This window comes from Sphingobacterium humi (assembly GCF_009768885.1).
In the GTDB taxonomy this organism is placed as follows: Bacteria; Bacteroidota; Bacteroidia; order Sphingobacteriales; family Sphingobacteriaceae; genus Sphingobacterium; species Sphingobacterium humi.
Map to the genome: position 1 here is coordinate 23840 of NZ_WSQA01000002.1, position 22713 is coordinate 46552.

At 42.1% G+C, this 22713-nt stretch carries 15 protein-coding genes; all 15 read right to left on the reverse strand.

Annotation, left to right across the window (positions count from 1 at the left end):
* Window positions 1-2: 2 nt before the first annotated feature.
* Window positions 3-3296: a TonB-dependent receptor gene (locus GQF63_RS02465; protein WP_212592446.1), complete on the reverse strand. Its 3294-nt coding sequence runs from the start codon at window positions 3294-3296 to the stop codon at window positions 3-5.
* Between the two features lie 170 nt (window positions 3297-3466).
* Window positions 3467-4609, reverse strand: a complete 1143-nt coding sequence (locus tag GQF63_RS02470; RefSeq protein WP_160367536.1) for a FecR family protein — start codon at window positions 4607-4609, stop codon at window positions 3467-3469.
* A 96-nt stretch (window positions 4610-4705) separates the two neighbouring features.
* On the reverse strand, window positions 4706-5293 hold the full coding sequence (locus GQF63_RS02475) for an RNA polymerase sigma factor (protein WP_160367537.1): 588 nt from the start codon (window positions 5291-5293) through the stop codon (window positions 4706-4708).
* Window positions 5294-5483: 190 nt separating this feature from the next.
* The gene (locus GQF63_RS02480) at window positions 5484-5693 is read right to left on the reverse strand and encodes a YgaP family membrane protein (RefSeq protein WP_160367538.1); all 210 of its coding nucleotides are present in this window, start codon (window positions 5691-5693) and stop codon (window positions 5484-5486) included.
* Between the two features lie 24 nt (window positions 5694-5717).
* Complete coding sequence (locus GQF63_RS02485) at window positions 5718-6023, reverse strand: hypothetical protein (RefSeq protein ID WP_160367539.1); 306 nt, start codon at window positions 6021-6023, stop codon at window positions 5718-5720.
* 277 nt (window positions 6024-6300) lie between these two features.
* Window positions 6301-9492, reverse strand: a complete 3192-nt coding sequence (locus GQF63_RS02490; protein WP_160367540.1) for an efflux RND transporter permease subunit — start codon at window positions 9490-9492, stop codon at window positions 6301-6303.
* A 33-nt stretch (window positions 9493-9525) separates the two neighbouring features.
* Window positions 9526-10608, reverse strand: a complete 1083-nt coding sequence (locus GQF63_RS02495) for an efflux RND transporter periplasmic adaptor subunit (protein ID WP_160367541.1) — start codon at window positions 10606-10608, stop codon at window positions 9526-9528.
* 11 nt (window positions 10609-10619) lie between these two features.
* Window positions 10620-11930: a TolC family protein gene (locus GQF63_RS02500; protein WP_160367542.1), complete on the reverse strand. Its 1311-nt coding sequence runs from the start codon at window positions 11928-11930 to the stop codon at window positions 10620-10622.
* Between the two features lie 181 nt (window positions 11931-12111).
* A complete protein-coding gene (locus tag GQF63_RS02505; protein WP_160367543.1) occupies window positions 12112-12423 on the reverse strand; it encodes a rhodanese-like domain-containing protein in 312 nt (103 codons plus the stop codon).
* Window positions 12424-12597: 174 nt separating this feature from the next.
* On the reverse strand, window positions 12598-13614 hold the full coding sequence (locus GQF63_RS02510; protein ID WP_160367544.1) for a hemin-degrading factor: 1017 nt from the start codon (window positions 13612-13614) through the stop codon (window positions 12598-12600).
* Window positions 13615-13652: 38 nt separating this feature from the next.
* Complete coding sequence (locus GQF63_RS02515) at window positions 13653-14531, reverse strand: ChaN family lipoprotein (protein WP_160367545.1); 879 nt, start codon at window positions 14529-14531, stop codon at window positions 13653-13655.
* A gap of 125 nt (window positions 14532-14656) precedes the next feature.
* A complete protein-coding gene (locus GQF63_RS02520) occupies window positions 14657-16756 on the reverse strand; it encodes a TonB-dependent receptor plug domain-containing protein (RefSeq protein WP_160367546.1) in 2100 nt (699 codons plus the stop codon).
* Window positions 16757-16892: 136 nt separating this feature from the next.
* Window positions 16893-18167, reverse strand: coding sequence for an HmuY family protein (locus GQF63_RS02525; protein WP_160367547.1), 1275 nt, complete (start codon window positions 18165-18167; stop codon window positions 16893-16895).
* Window positions 18168-18209: 42 nt separating this feature from the next.
* Complete coding sequence (locus tag GQF63_RS02530) at window positions 18210-19925, reverse strand: hypothetical protein (protein WP_160367548.1); 1716 nt, start codon at window positions 19923-19925, stop codon at window positions 18210-18212.
* Window positions 19926-19972: 47 nt separating this feature from the next.
* Complete coding sequence (locus tag GQF63_RS02535) at window positions 19973-22531, reverse strand: TonB-dependent receptor plug domain-containing protein (RefSeq protein WP_160367549.1); 2559 nt, start codon at window positions 22529-22531, stop codon at window positions 19973-19975.
* Between the last annotated feature and the right edge of the window lie 182 nt (window positions 22532-22713).

Genomic DNA, 22713 nt, shown 5'->3' on the forward strand with positions numbered 1-22713 from the left:
GATTAAAGGGTTAAGTTGATTCCTAAACGAAATGTACGCGCTAATGGATACGAGTTATAGCTGACTTTAGACGTCGAGCTCGTACCGGTAGCACTGGCATCCGGATCATAGCCCTTATACTTCGTCCAAGTCGCTAAGTTTTCCATCGCCAGGAATACATTTAACCGATTTATTTTATTGCCATTATTGAAAACCTCATAGCTTAAATTGACGTTCTTTAACCGCAGGAAGGAAGCATCCTGAATCGTCATGGAATTGATGATATAATCACCACCATAGGCCGTAGGATTTACAGCACTAGGGTATTTATTCGTGGGGTTATCCACGGTCCAGCGGTTTAATAAATATTCTGATAGTCTGTTTCTGTACTCATTGGTTGGGTATAAGGTTTCCGTAATGTTGGCATCCAACATACTGATACCTCCCACATATTGCAATAAGAAATCTAAGGCAAACTTCTGATACCTGAAATTATTGCTTAAACTGATATTGGCTGTTGGGAATGGTTTACCCAGAACCGTACGGTCGTTTAAATCAATTTTACCGTCTTGGTTTTTATCCACAAAGCGGATATGGCCAGGCTTCGCATTGGGTTGCGCCGAGTTGGCTACTTCCTCAGCATTCTGGAAAATGCCATTCGTTTCAAAGCCATAGAAAGATAGCATAGGATGTCCCCTTTCCACCAATTGGTAGTTTGAAATAAAGCTGGCAATATTTCCGGTAATCAATTGCGGAATAAAATCAGGAAGTTCCTTTACTTCATTCTTTAACAAGGAAAGGTTAAAGGTACTTTCCCAAGTAAAATCGTCACGTCTAATATTCTTACTGCGCAATTGGAAATCAATCCCTCTATTTTCAACATTCCCGAAGTTCACCATATAGCTGCTGAATCCTACAACAGAAGGAATCGGTTTGCTGAACAATTGATCTTTTGTGTTTCTTTTGAAGGCGTCGATCGATCCACTTAATATCCCATGGAGGAATTCGAAATCTAAACCCACGTTAATTTCTTCGGTATTTTCCCAACACAGGTTCTTATTTGGCAAGCGTGCAGGCACTACCCCTTGATAAATGGTATTGCCAAATACGGCATTGCCGGATGAAATTAAGGTATTGATGGTTTGGTAATTGGAAATCCCTTGGTTCCCCAATTGCCCATACCCTACCCGAAGTTTTAAGCTATTCCCCTGTTCGCGCCATTGGCTTAGGAAATCCTCATCGGTTAATTTCCAGGCTAAAGCTCCGGATGGGAAGAAGGCATATTTATGATCATCGGAGAAACGGGAAGTACCATCGGCACGTATCGATGCCGTAAATAAGTATTTACCTTTATAGTTGTAATTTAAACGGCCTAAAATACCGTGCAAGCGGTTTCTCGTTTTAGAGGAGGTTACATTATCACTTTTATCGCCATCCCCACTTTGCAAGAGGTGATAGGAAGTAACGTCTGACAGAAACTTCATCGAGCTGGCACCCACACCTTCAGCATCAAACTCTTCAAAGGTGGTACCCGCCATTATATTGAAACTATGGTCTGCAATATCTTTTTGATAGTTTAGCAAGAATTCCGTAAGCCATTGGTAGCCTGAAGTTGCATTTTTTTCCCCCATGCCGCCATTCGATAAACCTTTGATGGTCGAACGGTCGGTATAACTAGACATCATGCTATTTGCTGCAGAGCCCCCCACGCGAATCGTACCGGTCAAACCCGGCAAAGGCGTAATTTCTGCAGAGGCCAAGCCATAGAAGGTATTGGTCAAGTTGCGGTTATCAATCCCATTCAATAAGGCCAATGGATTATCCAAAGCGATAAAGTTATTCAGGTAATAGCGGCCATTCGCATCTTTTGTTGCCGCCAAAGTCGGGTCAAATTGAATGGCTGAGCCTAAAGGTCCGGCATTTTCATTAGCGGCATTAGAGGTTAAGATGGCTTTCTGGTTGCCACGGGTATAGTTTCCGTTGATATTGAATTTGATATAATCTTTAGGACGGAATTCTAGATTCGTGCGGAAGTTGATTTTCTTGTAGCCCGATTGTTTAATTAATCCGTCTTGATTAAAGTAGTTTAATGCCGAATAGAAAGTGCTCTTCTCGCCACCCCCCGAAAAACTCAATTGGTGGTTTTGCACCATCGCATTATTATTGAGCACTTCATCTTGCCAATTGGTTCCTTCGCCAATTTCAGCAATCTGCTGCTCGGTGAAAATTAAATCACGCCCCGCATCTTTCCGAATGCCATTAAGCACCTCCATATATTGGCGACCGTTTAACACCGGAATTTGACGAGAGGCCTGCTGAATTCCCGCATAAGCATCGTATTTGGTAATAACAGCTCCAGAACGTCCCTTCTTTGTGGTAATTAGCACCACACCATTGGCAGCTCGCGTACCATAAATGGCAGCCGCAGAAGCATCTTTCAAGATATCCACCGATTCAATATCATCGGGGCTCAGGCTGGACGGGTCTATACCTGGCATGCCGTCAACCACAATTAACGCGTCGTTACTGCTGTTGATGGAGCCTGCTCCACGGATCTGAATCTTTGTACCGGCCCCCGGAGCAGAGTTGGTCTGACTGATGTTTACCCCTGGCGCTTTTCCGTTCAACAATTGCAAGGCATTTGTATTGGCACCCTGCGTAAAGTCTTTGGCTTGCACCCCTACAATCGACCCCGTTAAATCCGACTTCTTTTGTGTACCGTAGCCCACCACTACAATTTCATCAATCTCACTGATGGAAGGGTCTAAAGAAACCGTCAAGGCATTATAACTGGTATATTCTACCCTTTTCTCCAGGTAGCCTATATAATTAATGACAATGGATCCGCGCGCTGGTGCATTTTCAAACACAAATTCCCCGGAACTATTGGTGCTCACCGTCTGTCCGGATGGCAATAGTTTTACCGTCGCGCCAGCCACAGGGCTATTATCCTGCAGAATAACACTGCCTCGTAAAGCTTGTTGAATGGAACTGCTGTTAATAAGGCTTTCAGGTTTCTGTCTATTTTTAGGGAAAATAAGCACGTTATGTTTCCGCAGTTCATAGCTCAGTCCTTGCGAACTTAACAGTTCTTCCAATGCAAGCGTCCAAAGTTTATCTTGCACCACAAGATCAACTCGTTTATTTTCATCGACAAGCCTCGCATTATAGAGGAAATCGCGTCCGCTCTGCTTTCTTATTTTAGCCAATACTTGTTTAAAACGTTCGCCTTTCGCGTGGATGGAAACATTCTGTCCGTAAGTATTTGCACTGACATGTATGCTGCCAATACACAGCAATAGAATAATCAGTTTCATATACAGCATAATTTTAAGTGCATTCTTTCGCAAAGGATGCAGCAATAATTGATAAGTTTTATACATTTGAGTAGGGTATAAAATGATTTATAATTAGTCGTTATTGGTCATGTATTATCCTTGGGGGGGTGTGGCAGCACCTCCCTTTTTGTTTGGTTTCATATTATAGGTTATTTATTTACCACATGTATTCCTCCTTCCTTGATCTTAAATGTGATACTTGAAACCTCCTCTAAATTCTTTAATAGGTCGGTTAATTGATTGGTTCTTTTATAGGTTCCGGAAAAACGATCCGTGTTATTTACCTCTATTTGTACATATTTTACATCATACCAATCTTTAATTTGGTTCATGATTTCGGTAATGCTGGCATTGTCAAATTTAAAATAGCCTTCTTTCCATGAGAGTAAATCCAACAAGTCAACGTCAAATTTATCAATGGCCTTAGCGCCGCCAACAGCCTGCTGTCCCGGTGCTAACAACAAGGATTTGCTCGCATTAGACACCTTCACTTTTCCTTCCATCAGGGTTACTGTAGCATCCTCGGAATTGGATGAGTTGACCGAAAAGTGCGTTCCTAGAACCTCGGTCAATAAAGCGCCGGCTTTCACCTGAAAAGGTTTCAGCGGATTTTTGGCCACTTCAAAATAGGCCTCCCCTGTTAATACCACATTCCTACGGATGCCTGAAAAGCGCGTAGGAACCACAATAGATGAATTGCTATTTAACCAAACTTTCGTGCCATCGGCTAAAACAAGGGCTTGAATTTGGGCCTGATTACTCTTGATCACTAAATTCGAAGGTTTGCTTGGAACACCTGAAGAAGCCTGATCATGAAATAATAAGGTGCCCGAGCTATCCATTTGCACGCCGTATTCGGCTAAGGCCACATCATTCATGGCGCTGGAACTATCCTCATCTGCCCCCTTTAGATAAACGGAAGCCCGATTATTTTTTAAAAGAATATTTTCTTCCGCATACAGTTCATCATGGTTTATGGTTGTTTTAAAGTATAGATACCACCCAGCAAGCGCCGTAAAAAACAATAATACTGCAGCAGCTATTCGGATAAGCGAGGGCCATCTTCTTTCTTTCCGGCCAATTTGTTGTTGAATACCTTTCCAAACCGCATCTTTCTGACGCAGTGGAAAGGGCATCGGTTTTTTATATTGCTCGTAATACTGGGCAAACATGGCTTCCGATTCGGCATCCAAATCGTTGGTCATATGCTCCTGAAGCTCTTGTTCTTCTTCAACAGACATTTGCTCGGTAAAAAACTTTTCCAGTAAATAGGCTAGCCTTACGTTGTTCATAGCATTGGTTTCTATAGTAAGAACAATACTCGTGGCCGGCAAGGACTAGTCTCTTGCAGAAAAATTTAAAAAAAATAAAATTGGAGATTTTTGGGATTAGAGAAACAGGTAAAAATAGAGCAAGGCATAAATGGAAGATTGGGTCCTTACTTCTTGCAGCTCCTCCTTCACGGCTTTAAGTGCCGCTATTAAATGGTTTTTCACCGTATTTTTGGATATCTGAAGCCTATCGGCGATTTCCTGATGGGATAAGCCCTCTAATCGACTTAAGCGAAACACCAACTGTTGTTTCGTGGGCAGCTTTCGAATGACCTTTTCCAACAGGTCTTTTAAGTCTTTTTCGGCCAACGGCTCCTCCTCATGGCTCCAAGAAGAATCCAGCTTGCTGTCCTCCAGCTCCACAAAACGCGATCGATGTCGTTGATTAACCTTTAGGCGGTTAAAGCTATTGTTTCGGCAGATCACAAATAAAAGTGCTTTGAGATTGGACTGTTCATCAAGGCGTTCGCGGCTATTCCATAATTGCACAAAGCTATCTTGCACCATCTCGTCGGCATGTTGTTCTTCCTTCAAAATGTGCATGGCCAATTGGTAAAGGCCTTCCGCATATTCATCATATAGCCAACGCAAGGCTAATTGATTGCCTTTACGTAGTTGAATGACGATATTATGCGGATTGAACAAGTTATTTAGTTTATGTAAGAGGAACTAAATTAAGTCATATTTATTTCATTTGCAATCTTAGGTAACATTTGTAAAGCCTCCAAAATCAGAATTAAGAAAAAAAAACTTCCTCCCCGGCATTTTAAGTATTATAAAGTCCAGGATAGGAAGGTATTGGTAACAAAGTAGGGCAAGTCTCCCTACCCTTTGCTTAGCATTTTGTGCAGTCCAGTTCAGACTTTATGCCCAATGCTTTAAGTATGGTATTTAATAAGCACCAATTGGTTAATGAAAATTGGAGGAGGTTTGCACCAACAAATACCCCCAGCCATATCCAGTTGATGTTTACAAAATAAGCGCCCAGCGATGAAATTAAAATCATGCTGCCGGCAATTAGCTTGATGTAGCGTTCTCTAGTCATGATGTTTTAGGTTATGTTTATGAATTAATTTGATTTTTCAATATTAGCGATGGCTAAATGTACTTTTGAGCGGAAGTCTTCTTCCTTATTCAGAATTTCAACGGCATGGAATACCCTATCCGATTGCTCAAGGGATACAAAAGCAAAGAACAAAACCGAGGGTGTTTTATTCATTTCTGTTCCAAACCAATTGCTTTCAACGGCATCTAAGGTGCTATCCCGATAGCCTACCACGCCATTATAGGAATAGGTACTCACCTGTGCATCTGCTAATATATTTTTAATGTGGTTTTCAAATGCCTTGCTGGCTGTAATGATAAGTAGTTTCATTATGTAATATTTTGAAGATGAATAATCTGACCATGCATTCAGCTCTTGCTATACTCTTGAATGCATCTATTCTTTGCTACGATTTCCTCCGAGCTCCTTCTGCTTTTCTACGTTCTACATCCCTTTCTCTCCCCTTTCACTCCCCTTTCACATCCGTATAAAACCCTTTTTGGAAGGGGGTTTAATTTGGGCGTGAAAAGGGGCAGTAAAGGGAAAGAACAAGCGGAGCCTTAGTAAAGAGTAAGCTTCGATTTATTAGACTCTCTTAGTGTAGGACTTAATGGGTCCATTTTTTCTTTTCAACGATGTAATACACCAAAGGCACCACGAATAAAGTTAGAATGGTAGAGACAATGGCACCGGCAACTAAGGAGATGGCCAATCCTTGGAAAATAGGATCGAACAAAATCACCGAAGCACCAATAACCACGGCTCCAGTAGTTAACAGAATTGGCGTTGTCCGCACTGCTCCAGCGTCAATAATGGCTTGCTTTAAAGGGATGCCATCTTTGAGTCGGATTTCGATAAAGTCAATTAACAGCACAGAGTTTCGAACCATAACCCCGGCCAGGGCAATCATTCCGATAAAAGAAGTGGCGGTAAAAAAGGCGCCTAGCAGCCAGTGCCCTAGCACAATACCGATAAGCGACAGCGGAATGGCCACCATCATGACAATAGGGGTTTTAAAGTTTTGAAACCAGCCCACAATCAGCATGTAGATAATGATAATTACCACCATAAAGGCAATACCCAGATCGCGAAACACTTCTAAGGTAATCTGCCATTCGCCATCCCATTTCACCGTGAAATTACTTTCATCCTGCGGTTGGCCCATGTAAATATCGCCAATGCTATAGCCTTTCGGCAATTTTAATTGTTTAAGCTGTTCCTCCATGCCTAATATCACGTATGCGGGGCTCTCTAAGGCGCCGGCCATATCGGCCAACACATATACCACCCGTTGCTGATCTTTTCTGCTGATGGATTTTTGCAAGGTGTCTTGCTTCACTTTCACGATATCGTGTACCGGAACCATGTTACCTTGCTGCCCCTTCACTTTCAGGCTTAAAATATTGTCTACACTAGTTTTGTCCTGATCGTCTAGCGCCATAACAATGCCGACCGGATCTACCGATCGCTCATCGAATAGATTGGAAACCGGTAACTCGCGCAATAAATAGGTAAGATTGCCTACCACTTGTTGTGGGGCTACCCCATTTAGCATGGCTTTTTCTTTATCTACTTGCAGGTGATATTCCGTTTGGGCATCTTCCACCCCCCAATCTACATCCACTACATCTTTCGTGTTTTTCAGCAATTCCTTCACCTGGTAGGCTACTTTGATTTGCTCCTTATGGTCGGGGCCATAAATTTCTGCTACCAAAGTAGAGAGTACAGGTGGCCCAGGAGGAACCTCAACAATTTTAACGTTGGCATGGAACCTCTTGGCAATTTCCTGCACCTTTGGTCGCACCCTTTTAGCGATGTCATGGCTTTGGGCTTTCCGCTCTTTCTTATCTAATAAATTGACCTGAATATCGGCCATATGGCTACCTTCACGCATATAGTAATGGCGAACTAAACCATTAAAGGTAATAGGTGCCGATGTGCCGATGTAATTCTGGTAATTCACCACCTCAGGAACTGTCGATAAATATTGGGCAATTTCTCTGGTAACGGCCGATGTACGCTCTAAGGTTGTACCCTCCGGCATGTCGATAACCACTTGGAATTCATTTTTATTATCGAAAGGAAGCATTTTTACCGCCACTGATTTGGTAAAGAACATCCCTACAGAGCCTATCAACAAAACCGTGGTTAATCCTAAAACCAGCCAGCGTTTCTTTTTGCTGTCTAACAGGGGTTTCTCAAATTTATGGTAGATCCTATAAATCCAACTGGTTTCATGGCCTTGTTCCTCCTTATGCTGTTGCTTATCTTTCTCTACCAATAAATGATAGCCTAAATAAGGCGTAATAGTCAAGGCAACTAATAAGGATAAGATCATGGCAATGGACGCCCCAATAGGCATTGGGCTCATATAAGGTCCCATCATGCCCGATACAAAGGCCATCGGTAAAATAGCGGCAATAACTGTGAAGGTCGCTAAGATGGTTGGGTTGCCGACTTCATTGATGGCATAAATGGCGGCATCCTTAAAGGGAAGCTTACGCATTTTGAAATGCCTGTGCATATTCTCCGCAATGATAATACTATCATCTACCACGATACCGACGACGAAGACTAAGGCAAATAGCGTAATCCGATTCAGCGTATAGCCCAGGATGTAATAGCTAAACAAGGTGAGGGCGAACGTCAGCGGTACCGAAAGAAAGACCACTAAACCTCCGCGCCAGCCCATGGCAAGCATCACCAAGCCCGTTACGGCAACGATGGCTACAAATAAGTGCAACAACAGTTCATTCACTTTATGTGAGGCTGTTTCGCCATAATTTCGCGTCACATCCACCTTAACTTCTGAAGGAATGATGTCTTTTTGTAGGGTTTCTACCCGAGATAAGACCTGCTCGGCAATTTTCATGGCATCGGCGCCCTTTACTTTTGCAATTGAAAGTGTTACAGCCGGATATTCCGAGGCATTGTTTTTATACTGCTCATTATTCTTGCTATAGCCAAATGACACATAGCTTCGCGCGGTGCCTGGTCCATCGACCACATCGGCTACCTGCTTCAAATACACAGGCATTTGTTTATTTACGCCGACAACGAGATTTTCGACATCTTCTTGTGATGATAAGAACTGCCCGGTGGTTAATAAATATTCCGTATCCTGATTGACAAAGCTTCCGGATTGTGAACTGCCGTTATTCGCCTGTACCATTTGCATGATACTTAAGGCATCGACGCCATTTTCCGCCATCTTATCCTTGTCAAGCACAATTTTCAATTCACGGCTTCTTCCGCCGATCTCTTGAATGCTGGACACATCTTTAATTTTTTTGATCTCGGAGGATACCTCTTCGGCTATCTGTCGAAGCTGGAAATCATCGTATTTTTCACTCCACAGCGTCAATGCCAGCATGGGCACATCATTAATGGAGCGGGTTTTTACCATGGGCGGATAAACACCCGTAGGTAATAACTGTTGGTTTTTGTTCAGTTCATCGTATAACTTCACATAAGAGCGTTCAATATCCTCGCCTACATAAAACTGAACAATAATCATGGCTTGCCCATTCATCGCCGTGCTATGCAAATGTTCAACGCCTTTTATATTGGAAATAACCTTTTCCAAGGGCTCCAACACCCTACTTTCTACCTCTTGAGGACTTGCGCCAGGATAGCCGACCAAAATATCGACCATGGGCACATTAATTTGCGGTTCTTCTTCCCGAGGAATCAGGGAAGAACTATAGATACCGATGATAATCAATCCAATCATCAATAAGATGGATAACTTGGACTGTAAAAACACCGATGCTATTTTTCCTGAAATACCGTTTTGCATGTTTTTCTATGATTTTATTGCCGGACTAATCGGTTAATTCCTTTTAATTTTGGCGCCATTAAACAATCTACCATCTGCTTTTACTACATACTGTTCGTTTGCAGCAAGGCCAGCAAGCACTTCTACTTCGTTGCCATGCACTTTTCCTAATCGCAACCAGCGTAACAGGGCAACATTGTCTTCATTGACGATGTAAATACCTTTAAGCTGCCCCTGCGAAATAAGGGCCTCTGTAGGAATGAGTACCTGATTAGCGGATACCTGCGTCGATGTTTTTTCGACTGGAAAAACGGCATTGACAAACATGCCGGATAGGATATCCTTGGTATTTTCCAAGTCAATCTTCACCAGGTACTGCCCTGCGGTTTGAGCTGCCGAAGTACTACGCTCTACCACCTTGCCTTTTATCGTTTTGTTTAAAGATTTGATGGTAACATCTGCGGCAAGGCCGGTTTTGATGGCGGATATTTCACTCTCAGGCACCATAACCACAGCTTGCAGCTTGGATTCTCCTTCTAAACTAAGGAGCGGCATTCCTGGATTTGCCATATCTCCAGCTTTGGCGAAGGTGCCGGTTACCACGCCTGAAAAGGGCGCCGTAATATTGCTGTAGGCAAATTGAGCAATAACTTCCTTTTTCATTTGCTGGGCGGTTTCCAAGCCTGCTTTGGCCATTTCATAACGCGTGGTCATATCGTCCAGTTCCTTTTGGCTAGCACTTTTTTGGGCATAAAGGTTCACGAAGCGATCGTAATCTTTTTTCGCATTGCTATAAGCGGCATTGGCCTGCGCAACGGCCGCACTTGCTTGCGCCTTTTTAGCTTGCAGATCGGTATTACTAATGCTGACCAACAGCTGCCCTTGGCTAACCCGCTGCCCTGTTTTCACGGGTAAGGCAGTAATATAGCCCATCATCCGGGTACTGATATTAGCAGAGTTTTGCGCTTCAATTTTGCCGCTGGCAGCAACGAAACTGCCTGCATTGCTATTGGAAATGATTGCAACTTCAGCCGGAATGGCTGGTATTTCGCTGGCCTTTTTTTCCTCGGGTGCTGAACAAGCAGCCAATAGTAAAAGGAAAGAAGCAAGGCTTAATAAACTTATTGTTGTTTTCATAAGGTGATCGATTAATTTGTTTGTTGTGTTAAAAACCTGATTTGTAAAGCGGAAAGATTAAAGTCTTTTACGGCTTCTAGAAAATTGACTTGCTTGCTAATGGCTGTCGCTTGGGAAACGAGGACATCCGATGTTTTCTCAAGCCCTTGGGCATAACGATTTTCTAAAATCTGTAATGATTCGCTGGCCTGTTCTTTTGCCGATTTTGCTAATTGAATTTTGGCGTTATTGGCTATTAAGTCGCGGTTGGCCTTCTCCAGCTCGAGTTGATTTTTCTCGACATGAAGGCGGATTTCCGTTTGCATGCTTTCTTGGGAAATTTTTAGTTGCCTGTCTTTATTTAGGGTTTCATTTCCATTGAAAATATCCCAGCTCAGGGATAGTCCAGCCATATAGCCATTATTACCGAAGCCAAACATCTTTTTGTCGTGAAAACCGAAGGAACCAAAGCCATTTAATCGCGGTAAAAGCCGCTTTTTATTCATATTGATCATTTCCTGCTGGGCATTTAAGCCGGACTTCATGGCCAAGAGATCATACCTGTTTTCTGCGAAGCTCCGCTCCTGGCTAGAAAGCTGATTTTGTACGAGGGAAACGGTTGGCTTATAAAGGGTCTTATTAGTTCTGCCCATTAGCCAATTGAGGTAATCGGAAAGATTGGCGATGTTATTATCAATATCGATCTCCTTATGCTGCACCTCTGACAAGCCTACTTGCACCATTAGTACATCAGCATATTTCGCATAGCCCTGTTTCTCCATGTTCTTGGTGTTTCGCAACACCTCCGCATACGCAGCAATCCCCTGTTTTACGGCTGTTTTTGCCTCATACAAGAATTGGAGATTGATGTATGCTTTTTCAATTTCTACGGCTAACATTTCTGTTGCAAATAGCTTTTTATATTCCGTCGCTTTTATTTTCTCCTTGAGTGCTTTTTTGGCAGAGAAAACATCAAAATTTAAAATGGGCATTTGCACCGATAGATTAGTATGGAAGTCTGCCGTTGCATCAGGATTGTTTAAAAGCTGCGGGTCAAAGTCCATTTGGCTGACTATGCCTTGCTGCAGTTTAAATCCAAAAGCATTTAATGGATCATTGGTAATATATCCCGTGTAACTCGCTGCAATTTTCGGTAGAAAGGCGGCATTAGTTCCCGACAGTTCCGCCTGTGAGAGGCTGATTTCACTGTCGGCCAATTTGAGTTGCGTATTATTTTGTTTCATTTGCGCAATGGCCTCTTCCAGTTGTAAGGCCTCTTGTGCAAATGCTAGTCCTAGTAAGCCGTAACTTAATAGGAAGAGCTTTAAAATTTTGCTATACATATTTCATAGGTATTAAAGTATGACACAAAATTCAGGCTTGTAAAGCACTTCCTTAGTTACATTAGTTACATAGTAGATAAATATTATATTATTGAAATATTGGGACGGGTGTAAACAAAAAATGCAGGCTATCTCATGGGATAAGCCTGCAGGATGAAGTCAAAAAAGAATAGAGCTTTTTTTACTTGATTAGCTGTTGTACAGTTTGCCAAGTACGGCCATTAATAACATGCTCGATGCCGTTTTTCTCTAATACACTTTTTGCTAAACTACTTCGGCTGCCACTTCTGCAAAACACAACAACGGCCGATTTATTCTTAAATTTTCCGAGTTGCTGACTAATATTGCCTAATGGAATATTTACGGCGCCAGCCACACTGCCTTCTGCAAACTCTGCAGCAGTGCGAACATCGACTAGAAAAGCACCAGCATCTAGCGCCTCCTGTAATTTACTCGTATCTGTTTTTTTGAAAAGGTTTGAAAAGAATCCCATGATATAAAATCTTTAAAAATTAATACAAATGCTTTTGATCCATTGTTGCTAATAAACTTATAGGCAAGGCCTTAAAGGCTATTGGCTTCAACAAATTTCCATTCTTTATTTTTAATTCAATGCTACTTATGTTACATATCGGTTTTTCATGATATGGGTTTATCCTTTTTCTGCTTAGGCATCTAACAGGGTTAAAACGCCACGCCAATCTTCAGATTCCGGTATTCCGGGTTTCCGCTTTCCGAAAAACTGAACGATGAGTTCGCCTGTTGCATCAAAGACTTCTAAACTACTCACGATTCCATCTACCGTTGGTTTGCGAACCAGCCAAGTGGCAGCAATATGATCTTCCCGAAGATGCATGTTAAACTCGCTATCCAAAACATTGAACCAAGGGCCAGTTTGTACAAGTTTTTCCATTTTCCCGCTGTGGATTTGAATGCAACCTTTATTGCCGATAAACACCATAATATCAATCCCTTTTTCGGAAACCTGATGCAGCACCGCCTTTAACTGCTCTACAGCGATTGCTTTGCTATGGCCCGGAGGCGCAATTTCCATGGCCTTGGTCCGCTCCACCTTATGTTTCTTCAACATGGCAAAAAAGTGATGCGTATCTTCTAACGCTAACCAATCTTTTTGAAAGGCCGCCACATCTACCTCCTGCTGAGAATCTTCGCTTGCCTCCAGTACTTGAGCATCCGTTGATAGGATGATGGGCTGATCGGTATCGAGCAGCTGGTATTTTTCAAGAATGGCTGCAAAGGCGGTGAAATCGCTCCTTTCAGTGAGGTATATTTTATGGATGGCCTCTCCATTTTTGGCAAAGAACTGTATGCTCTTCCGGTCGCCTTCCTGTACGGCAAAAATGGAATGCCAACTGAACAGAAAGAGTCGCAGATCAATTTCAGGATTGACAACCAAGCCTATCTTATCGGTGAAATGCGCTTCGGTATAAATGCCTTTGCGCTCGTGCACTGCATAATCATTTCTAGTTAAAGCCATAACATAGCCTAAGCGTGGGATTTCATTGAGTAGGGCCTCGAAAGCGGGCCTCAACCGGATGTTATTTGGCCCCACAGCGACAAGCTCGGCTTCAGTGACGCCTAGCTCTTTGGCTGCATCGCGGATTCGAACCTTAGGGTTTGCTGTTTTATATTGTTCATACTGGTAGGCGAGTTCATTATTCATAGTATGTTGTAATTATTAATGATGAATTGATTTTTTTGTTAAAAAGAACGGTTGACATTTGGGTCTGTGATGATGATAAAATCACCGAGGTGCTCCCAGGTTGCCCAATCAGGGTTTGCAAAGCTTTCATGGGGGAAGGCTGCAATATTGGACAGTTTGAGTTTCTTCGCATAGCCTTGCAAATGGGCATAAGTACCCAGCTTTTCGTCGCTATGAAAACGTCCGTTAAGGTGAAGAATTTGCTTTACTTGCCTCCTTTTGGCTAAGCGCGCAATTTTCCAGGCCATAGTGGCATCCCAGACGTTTTGAGACTGGTAAATTTTGAGGTTACCCATGCCGTTATGCCCACCCATCAGACCGTTAAACTTATCGTAATATGGCCCCCTAAGGGTGTCAATGGGTAAGGGCGCTAGGTATTTTTTGGCTTCTTTCGCTAGCCCCATTAAACTTGTTATGCCTTCGCGGGTTACGCGGTTCGTATAGCGCGATGGCGCATTGGCTGCCAATACATACAAGCCCTTTTCCTTCGCATATTCGACCATGCCTTGGTAGTCTGGGTAGTTTTTCCAGGGTCGCGCATCGGCTTTCAAATTCCTCTCGGTAATCTGTCCGGCAAGGTATTCATCAAGCACCAGTTGAACATCGGTTTGGAACATTTCCATGGAAAGAGATAGCCCTTGCCCATGGATGGCATGTAAACCTTTGAGTAATTCCAATTGCAGCACATGCGCAACAGAGTCGTTATGTTCCTCACCAAAGAAGACCACATCGGCATGGGCTAATTTGTCGGTCATTTCAGCCATGCTAACTTCCCTGCGGAGTTCAACGCTGTATATTTTGTAAAGCCCATCTTGTGAAAAAAGCATTAAAGGGCTAAAAAGGATAATCAGGATTAAGAAGCTATTGATTTTTAGCATGTGTTTTATTTTGGATTTATTTTTTGTCATTATTTCAATATACAATAAACAGCGGTAAACTGAATTAGTTGCTTTTATGAAGCATCAAAAAGTAGCGGAAACAGCGATTTTAGGTATTACTTTTTTTATAATTTGTAGCCAATGGAAAGTCGGTAACTCCTGCCGTATCCTGCATGTATACTCCTTAAACCTCCTTTAGCATGAACCATTCCGTCGTTTGCTTCAAATTCAATAGTTTTTGTGTTGAACAGGTTTTTGACGCCAAGCATCAGGTCTAATTGTTGCCCCAGAAAGGATGTGCCTAGATTCAAATCGGCCAAATGAAAGGTGGGGCTGCTGAATGCTATGCGCTTCACGTCTAGGCTTCCATAGGTTTGCTCAAAGGAATAGATGGGCTGCTTGCCAACATATCGGTAATTCAGTTGCAGCCAGAAATGCTTTGCTAGCTTGTATCGTCCTAAGATGGCCATTTCAGAATGAAACAGAAACCGATCATACTGCTTGCTGTCGGCAAAATCATTTCCCTTTAAGCCAAGGAGGCTGTAGCTGGCTTGGAATTGCCACATACTGCCCCTGCCCTCCAATGATATGCTGTTTGACCAGGATGCATACTGATGGAGATTGCTGTATTGAAAAGGTTCTCTTTGCGGCTCGGTTTGTCGCAGCGGTTTAATGGCAATTCGGTCGGTTAAGCGCCGATAACCTGAACTAAGCTGGGTGTTGAGTTGGAAATCTTTCGCTTGCCGTAATTGGTATGTCCAATGCGCAATAAGTAAGAGTCCCTTTTCCGGACGCAAGCGGCTATTTCCTGTTAAAATGCTGAATTCAGTAGCGAGGTAAGTAAACATTTCGCGCTGATTGGGGAATCGGTTTACACGTTCTGCTGTTAGCACTACGTGCTGCTTTGCTGTCTGGTAGCCTAGGCTAAGCGATGGCAAGGCATCGACATGGAAATTAACGCCCTGAAAGGCTAAGCGGAGGCCCGGTTGGATGCTAAACCCGGACTTAAGATTCCAGCGTACTTGGCTAAAACTACTAAAATGGGCAATATTCCGGTTGATTTCCTGGGTATTATAAGTGAAGGGATCTGCGGCCGTAAAGACCTGCGACCAATCGGTTTCATAGCCTATAAGCCAGTCCAATTGGTTTTTCAGGATAGGTTTCTCCAAAACCCCTTTGCTATACCAGCTACGAATGCCGTACATTTTTTGTAAGGGATTATCATCGAGCTGCCTGTTATCAGCTGTACGGATCCAATTTGTTTGACGCCGCGTACTGCCAGTTTGGTAGGCGATATTGAATTGGATTTTGCCATCCATCCATACCTTGCTTGCTAATTGGAGATGGTTCAGTTGCCGAAGATAGGCGTATCGCACATCGCTGGCGGAGTAAAAGTCCTGGTATGCGCCATTGATGTATTCCTGCCTATTGACGTGCCCCAATACCGTGGATTTTCTATCGGAAGTGCCATGCTTGTAAAATATCGACAGTCCTTTTCTACGATAGCCAAGCTTAAAATCGCCTTGAATGCCGGTAGATGGTGACCATGAATAGCCCCGATTGTTGGTGTAACCTACCTGATGTCGGTTTCCTTCATACTGATCCCAAACACCCTGAAAGGCATCCCGTAGCAAGTCGACCGTAACATACAGGCCTTTTTTAGTATGCTGACTTAAACCAAATTGTTGTACATGCCTGCCCTTAGCCCCATAATTTGTTTGCATATTGTATTCCGGACCAAGGCTCTGCTCATAAATCTTCACGTAAGCAGAGGTGCCTAGCGTGCTGCGCTCGGGCAAGGTGACTACATTGATGGTAAGCCCTAAAGACCCCGAATTGTTGGCGACGCCCTTCCCTGCTTGGGAAATTTCAACCCGCTCTACCCTATTTAAAGGTATGGAAGAAAGATCTACATGCCCCCCAAACATATCAGTTCCAGATAGAGGAACACCATCGATTAAGACCTGGCTGTACCTGCTGTTCAGATCATAGGCCCTTAGACGTACTCCACCAATGTCCGGTGCTTGTTCAAGCTCCATATTCAATTCAAAGCGTAATGCTTCAGCAAGGTTATTGACAGCCATTCCTTCCAGTATTGCTTTCTCCAAGACTCGTATGGGCTGTAAGTTAGTTGATATTCCTATGCTCGATGTATCCGACTGCGCATAACACATAGGCGTGGCCATCGCGCAGGTAATCAGCACTAATATTATTCTGAAAAACATATTTGATTGATCAATATTGGGGATAGAAGAGGTTGCCAGTATAATTGCAAAAATCCAGGTTATAGGGCATTAGCCTATAACCTGGTTACTATACCACCTGGTAACCTCTTCTGTTTCTATCCAAATGCCCTAATTGTTATAAGGTAGTGGCTATTTTTTCATACTTGATTTGTATGCCATCATTCACCGCAGAACTGTTTCCTTCACCTAAAGGCAAGAAACGTAGTTTGTATACATCGCCATTCTGCAGTTTGATGACGTAGAACCGATCTACAAATACGCGGTATTTTCCTAAATCTAAGGATCGGAAATATTGCCCTATTTCTTCCTGACTATTGGAGCTAAACTTGCTGTCATCAATATTGGCAGCCACGTAATTGTCAAAGTCTACGGTGATATCGTTTTTATCGTCTAATGCTGGATCATTTTGCCAGGTATAGTTCGGGTCGAACGGGCCAGGAGCACCAGCATTACTTTCTGTTGATTGCACACGATAGATTTGCACTTTCGGGTTATTGTTCAAGACCACACCCTTCACAGCAAAGGCATAAGCCCCACCTCCAAAATTAGGATTGAGATAACGCTTCAAGAAAACCGCCGATAAGCCAAGATTCCATTTATTGATTTTTGGCTGGATATCATCACGAATATTTTCCGAAGAAAAATTAACAAAGCGTGATTGGTAGTCTTTGCTTTTGGGAATGTTCAACTTATTAGCTTTTTTTGCTAATTGCCATTCACTTGCATTTTTACGGGTCAAACCCTGATAAGACAAGGTATAGGCATCATTCGTGGCTTCTACAGCAACGAGGAATAAGTTTGTGGTCGTAGGATCATCGGGGTGTACCTGTACTGCAGTAGCTGTACGGATGAGATATACACTAGAGGGACGAACTATCGGGGAACCAATAACAAACTGCCCTTCGCGATGGAAATCGAAGGTGCTAAGATCTCCCATGCCAAAGGTGCCAGCATTCATCAGTGTGAATGCCTCTTCTAACTTCGATTGTTTTTCCATAGCAGACCCAAGCGATGTAGCACCTTCAATAAGCATCCCTTGTGTTTTAACGCTGTAATTCAGGTACACTAACAAGTTACTCGATATCCCATTAACTGTAATATTGCCAGGTTGTGAATAAAAACCCAAATGCCAAGCATCACGATTGGATGATTTGCCCTGAGCTTGAGGACTTACCGTCGTAAAATCAAACCAAGTTTGATTCTTATCAAAAGATTCAAAATTATCAATTACTGAAGCATTGATTGCTTTAACTTTACTAGGCTCATTTACTGGGTTGTATACCACCGTATGTATAGTTGAATTATTTGGATTCTGTAATAAATCCTTTTGGCAGGAAGAAGCTATCATAGCGACTAACATTGCCATTGCGAAAATGATTTTCTTGTTCATTTTTTAAAAATTTAAAATAATATAAGAGAGGTTACTTTTAGTTTATTCTTTGTATTCAAGGGTTACGTTTGGAGCTGGAACACCTCGACCATTCTTGTGAATAGGTTTTCTTACTCCCTCAAGGCTTTTATGTAGAATGATTTTTTCAAGAACTTGTACGCCTTTTATGACGGTGTTAATATATATAAGTTCGAGATTTTTAAACCTACTTAAGTCTAATGTTTTATTAGGGTAATCTGCAAATCCTCCCACCTCGATATAGGTTAATGTTTCAGGATTTTGTTTGTTTTGCAATAATTGGTCAACTACAGAATAGGCTAAAGGCTTATTGCCTACTAAAATTTTACTAAATCTTAATATGGTTGTTCTTGAAATATTGAACCAATCAAAAGTAGTTCCTATGGGATAGCTAATATCCGTGAATTGCATGTACTTTGAATCATTATTTACGACATCTAAACCAAAGGCTGTGTTTTCCGTAACAAATTCATCTAACTTTATGTTGTGCAAATATAGAGTTGATGTGCTGATGTCTTTTAGAAATAACTTCTTGATGGATAACATTCCATCATCATTGTCATCCAAAAAAGAAGATGAAGGACTTACAGAAACGCCATTGTCGTTTATAGAGTAATTAAATCCTATCAATCTTACCTCCTCAACCTCAGTATTATCGGCGGAACCAAATTCGAAATGGTAAGCTCCATTTTTAATAGATTTACCTTCTATCACAAATCGTTTCATTTTCTGAAAGCCATCCCGGTTTGATATCCTTAGTGTTTTTAGATGAGGTTTATTCGGTAATAATAATTTAGTGAGTATTTTAGTGACAGGATTGGGAAGTACCAAAGTTTCTAACAATGGATATTTATTTGTAAAATCTATTTCCTCACCAAAAGGTGAAGTGCCATTATTTCCTTCTAATTCTAAATGTTTAAGCTTGTGGAGTTGATCAATTTTAAGTTCCCACACCTTCGGCGATCTATCAATATTTAATACTAAGGTTTCTAAGTTTTTTAGGTGATTAAAGTCCCAAACAGTTTCTACCTTTGAACTTGTTTCTAAATACTTCAACCCTTTAAAGTGCCGTATTACATTAGCGCTCATTCCGGGTTTTTCATCATAATGATGAAAATTAACTCTAAGGCTATCCACGCGTTCAATATCAGCACGCAAATATCTATTAGGTTTCCCTTCAATTGGTTTGATATTAAAATTCTTGGAAAGGAAAAATGCTAAACTTCCTCTAGTCAATACCAGCTCTAAGAACTCAATTTCGTCGGTGTTGTAGTTTAAGAGTGCCGTTTCGAGTTCCTTTATCATTTTGGCCTTACGTGGAAGCTTATCCGTTACATGTTTGATTTCTTCTTGCAACTGGGCATGGAATTCTTTGAAGTTGATATCATAATCTGTTCGGAGTTTGTTAAATTTTTCAATCAAGATTTTGATTAATTTCACGCCCTCAATCATATCTGCATAGCTTGATTTCATATTTTTATTTGTAACCTGCGCGTTCAAGCGTTCTAAGATTGCGATATCCTCGTCGCTAATGCTAGCCTGCTCTGAAATTTCAAGGATACGCTGTTCAGTAATCAGGTTATAGTCTATGCCTGTATTCACTTCCTTTTTGCAGGAATAAGAAATGGAAATAACTAGGAGAAAGAAAAGCATTCTCCAACCATGGCTGATACTTTGCTTTTCCATGACTAGGCTTGGAAAGAAAATATCCTGTTCTGTTTTATAATGTTGATTCTTCATGTTGGTTATGGAATAAATTATTGATTTATATATGTTTATTTAATCGGCTACAGGTTGTAGCTTAGTTTTAAGAAATAGGTATGGCCATAATACAAGCGGATAGGATTTAACTCCCGATCTATGATATGCTCGGGTGGATCTACCATCACGTAGGTGATATCAGTGACGCCGAAGATGTTCCGGATTCCGACGCGAACATCAAGCTTTTTATTGTAGAAGCTTTTGGCTAGGTTGAAATCCAAATTATGGTAAGGATCCGTTTCGGCGAGGATTTTATAATAGCCTTCTGTGACTTCTAAAGAAGGGCCTGTTGGCAATTTTTTGGGCAGGAATACATACTGCGGTTGTTTTCCTACGTAGCGATAGAAAAGAGCTGCGCGGAAATTGAAGGGAAGATTATAAGTTGCCTGCGCATTCAGCTGCGAATTAATCAGGAAATGCTGATAATCGTTTTCCGAGGCTTCATCAGTTCCTCGGTAGCCAACAATTGATCCGGCCAGCTTAAGGTGGAACTTTGACGACAGCAATTTGGCTTCTATCTGATTGGCCAATCCCCGATACTTGTTTTCATTGGTGAAGGTGTTCAATCCTGTCAATACGCCTTCACGCTCGCTGGGGTAAACGATGTTTACAATACGATCTTTAATGTTCTGAAACATCGAACTTAGACTGGCTTGCAGGTACATATTATCCCCTACTTCACGCTGATGGCTCCAGGCTAGCTCGGCCGTCTGCCCATATTCAGGTCGTAAATTGGGATTTCCCCGGTATTCATGAACGGGATCCACAAATTGCATATACATCTCGTGGAAGTTAGGAAAGCGAGTGGAAGTTCCGATAATGAGGCGAAGGTCGTTATGCTCGTTGATTTTTAGGCGCGTGGTAAGCGATTCATTGCTACGAACCTTATAGACCGAACTGAAATTAGCACGAAAGCCAGGCCGAATGGTAATACGTGGCGTAACGTTCCATTCTGCAGATAACCAGGCCCCTCCATTAGTTAAAGTATGCTGTTGAGGCGTCATTAATGGGATGTCCAAAAAGGCCAAGGTATAGCCCTGATCTGCTGTGGTTTCGTCAATCTCATAGCCAAGGTTAATATTCAGCTTGCCAGAAAGCACAGGTTTTAGGAAAGTACCCCGCGAGTAAAATCCTTTCGACTGATAATGTTCCATCCAATCATTAGGAACCAGATTAGTGGTTTTAGGAAGCCCATTGCCAGGATTGATCTCTGAATTATTAGCCAGATTAATCCCTCTCCGCTTATGGAGAAGACCATTGAGTTGATAGGATCCATCAATGGAAAAATAAGCATTCTTCCAAATATCGCCCCGTGCACTGAAATGATGATTATAACGCTTGTTACGGTAATAGTCGTTGATGCCTAAAGCCACCTTAAAGTTTTCATCCCGCAAAAGGAAACCCTCATAAACCATGCGTCTATGATTAGTTAAATCGGATTGGAAATAATTTGCCTTATAGAAAATCGAGAACTTCGAGGTAAAAAAGGAAACATAAGCATTGCCATTATAGGACGTTTTAGGAGACCACTCATAACCGCGGCTTGAATAATTCCCTTGCCGATCGCGCTTCCAATCCTGATTAAAGGTGCTACCATCCATTTCGCCCCAGTAACCAGCAAAATGATCCCGAGAAAGAGCGCCGCCAATAGACAGTTTTTTGCTGAAGTTATGACTCAGGTTCAACCGTTGAATATGCCGTCCTTTAGCCTCTTCATAAAGCCGCATATTGTATTCTTTCGCCACCGTCTCCTCCGTGATATCAATGGATAAGTCGGTCTTTTTATTGGCGCGACGCTTGGTGATAATGTTAATGACACCCGCAATAGCATTGGCACCATACTCCACCCCCATGGCTCCTCTGACAATTTCAACACGCTCTACATCATCCATACTGATGGTAGATAGGTCCACGTTGCTACCCATATTCTCGTCACCCGCAATCGGGATGTTATCCATGAGGATTTTACTGTACTGACTGTTTAAGCCGAGTACACGAATTTTAGAACGACCAATACCCGATTGGTTTTCAACATCAATATTAATCTGTTGTTTCAGCAGTTCAGCGACATTGCTGACGGCCATGTTCTCAATGATATGCTTATCAATAACCTCCACCCGATAAATGGATTGGTTGATGGATTGCGGCCTGTACTGACCAGTTACCACCACCTGATCTATCAGGAGTTCTTTTAACGGAGTTTTACTGCTATCCTGAAGGCCTTTAGGCACTTGATTGGCTTCCAAGATTGATGAGTTGGAGGTTGGTCTGCCCAGAATATGCACCTTATTTCCTTTCAGAACAAGCTGACTTTTTTCAATACCAAAGATGTCTTGAAGGATGCTATGCAGTGGAATGTTGGTATAGTCCAATCGCACTTTGTCTTTGTTCTTTAGCAAAGACCTGCTGAGCACAAAAGAACAACCAGCTTTTTGTTCCAATTCCCGAAGTGCTTCTTTAAGGGAAATCTCATTAGTCTGTATACTTATTTGCCTATTTAGAATTTCCGTCTGCGCAAATAAGTCTATCGCTAATAAGTGGAGAATAAGGAGCAGCCAAAGCAACCTGCTCTTTTTTAATACCATAGCAAGGCTATGCCATGTAGAATTGCTACATTTGTAAAAATGATTCATATATGGTCTAATCTGTATGTGTTCATTGGACCACGGTCTACTGTTTTGCCGACGGAGCCGTGGTTTTTTATTTTATAAATATTTAATTTCCTATTTGCCTTAGTTTTTTAACTAAACGAATATACCTTATTATT

Coding starts and splice junctions, on each gene's coding strand:
- GQF63_RS02515 (WP_160367545.1), bottom strand. CDS start 14,531: ATGCTAAAAATCAATAGCTTCTTAATCCTGATTATCCTTTTTAGCCCT.
- GQF63_RS02485 (WP_160367539.1), bottom strand. CDS start 6,023: ATGAAACTACTTATCATTACAGCCAGCAAGGCATTTGAAAACCACATT.
- GQF63_RS02510 (WP_160367544.1), bottom strand. CDS start 13,614: ATGAATAATGAACTCGCCTACCAGTATGAACAATATAAAACAGCAAAC.
- GQF63_RS02505 (WP_160367543.1), bottom strand. CDS start 12,423: ATGGGATTCTTTTCAAACCTTTTCAAAAAAACAGATACGAGTAAATTA.
- GQF63_RS02465 (WP_212592446.1), bottom strand. CDS start 3,296: ATGAAACTGATTATTCTATTGCTGTGTATTGGCAGCATACATGTCAGT.
- GQF63_RS02490 (WP_160367540.1), bottom strand. CDS start 9,492: ATGCAAAACGGTATTTCAGGAAAAATAGCATCGGTGTTTTTACAGTCC.
- GQF63_RS02520 (WP_160367546.1), bottom strand. CDS start 16,756: ATGTTTTTCAGAATAATATTAGTGCTGATTACCTGCGCGATGGCCACG.
- GQF63_RS02530 (WP_160367548.1), bottom strand. CDS start 19,925: ATGAAGAATCAACATTATAAAACAGAACAGGATATTTTCTTTCCAAGC.
- GQF63_RS02500 (WP_160367542.1), bottom strand. CDS start 11,930: ATGTATAGCAAAATTTTAAAGCTCTTCCTATTAAGTTACGGCTTACTA.
- GQF63_RS02535 (WP_160367549.1), bottom strand. CDS start 22,531: ATGGTATTAAAAAAGAGCAGGTTGCTTTGGCTGCTCCTTATTCTCCAC.
- GQF63_RS02495 (WP_160367541.1), bottom strand. CDS start 10,608: ATGAAAACAACAATAAGTTTATTAAGCCTTGCTTCTTTCCTTTTACTA.
- GQF63_RS02480 (WP_160367538.1), bottom strand. CDS start 5,693: ATGACTAGAGAACGCTACATCAAGCTAATTGCCGGCAGCATGATTTTA.
- GQF63_RS02470 (WP_160367536.1), bottom strand. CDS start 4,609: ATGAACAACGTAAGGCTAGCCTATTTACTGGAAAAGTTTTTTACCGAG.
- GQF63_RS02525 (WP_160367547.1), bottom strand. CDS start 18,167: ATGAACAAGAAAATCATTTTCGCAATGGCAATGTTAGTCGCTATGATA.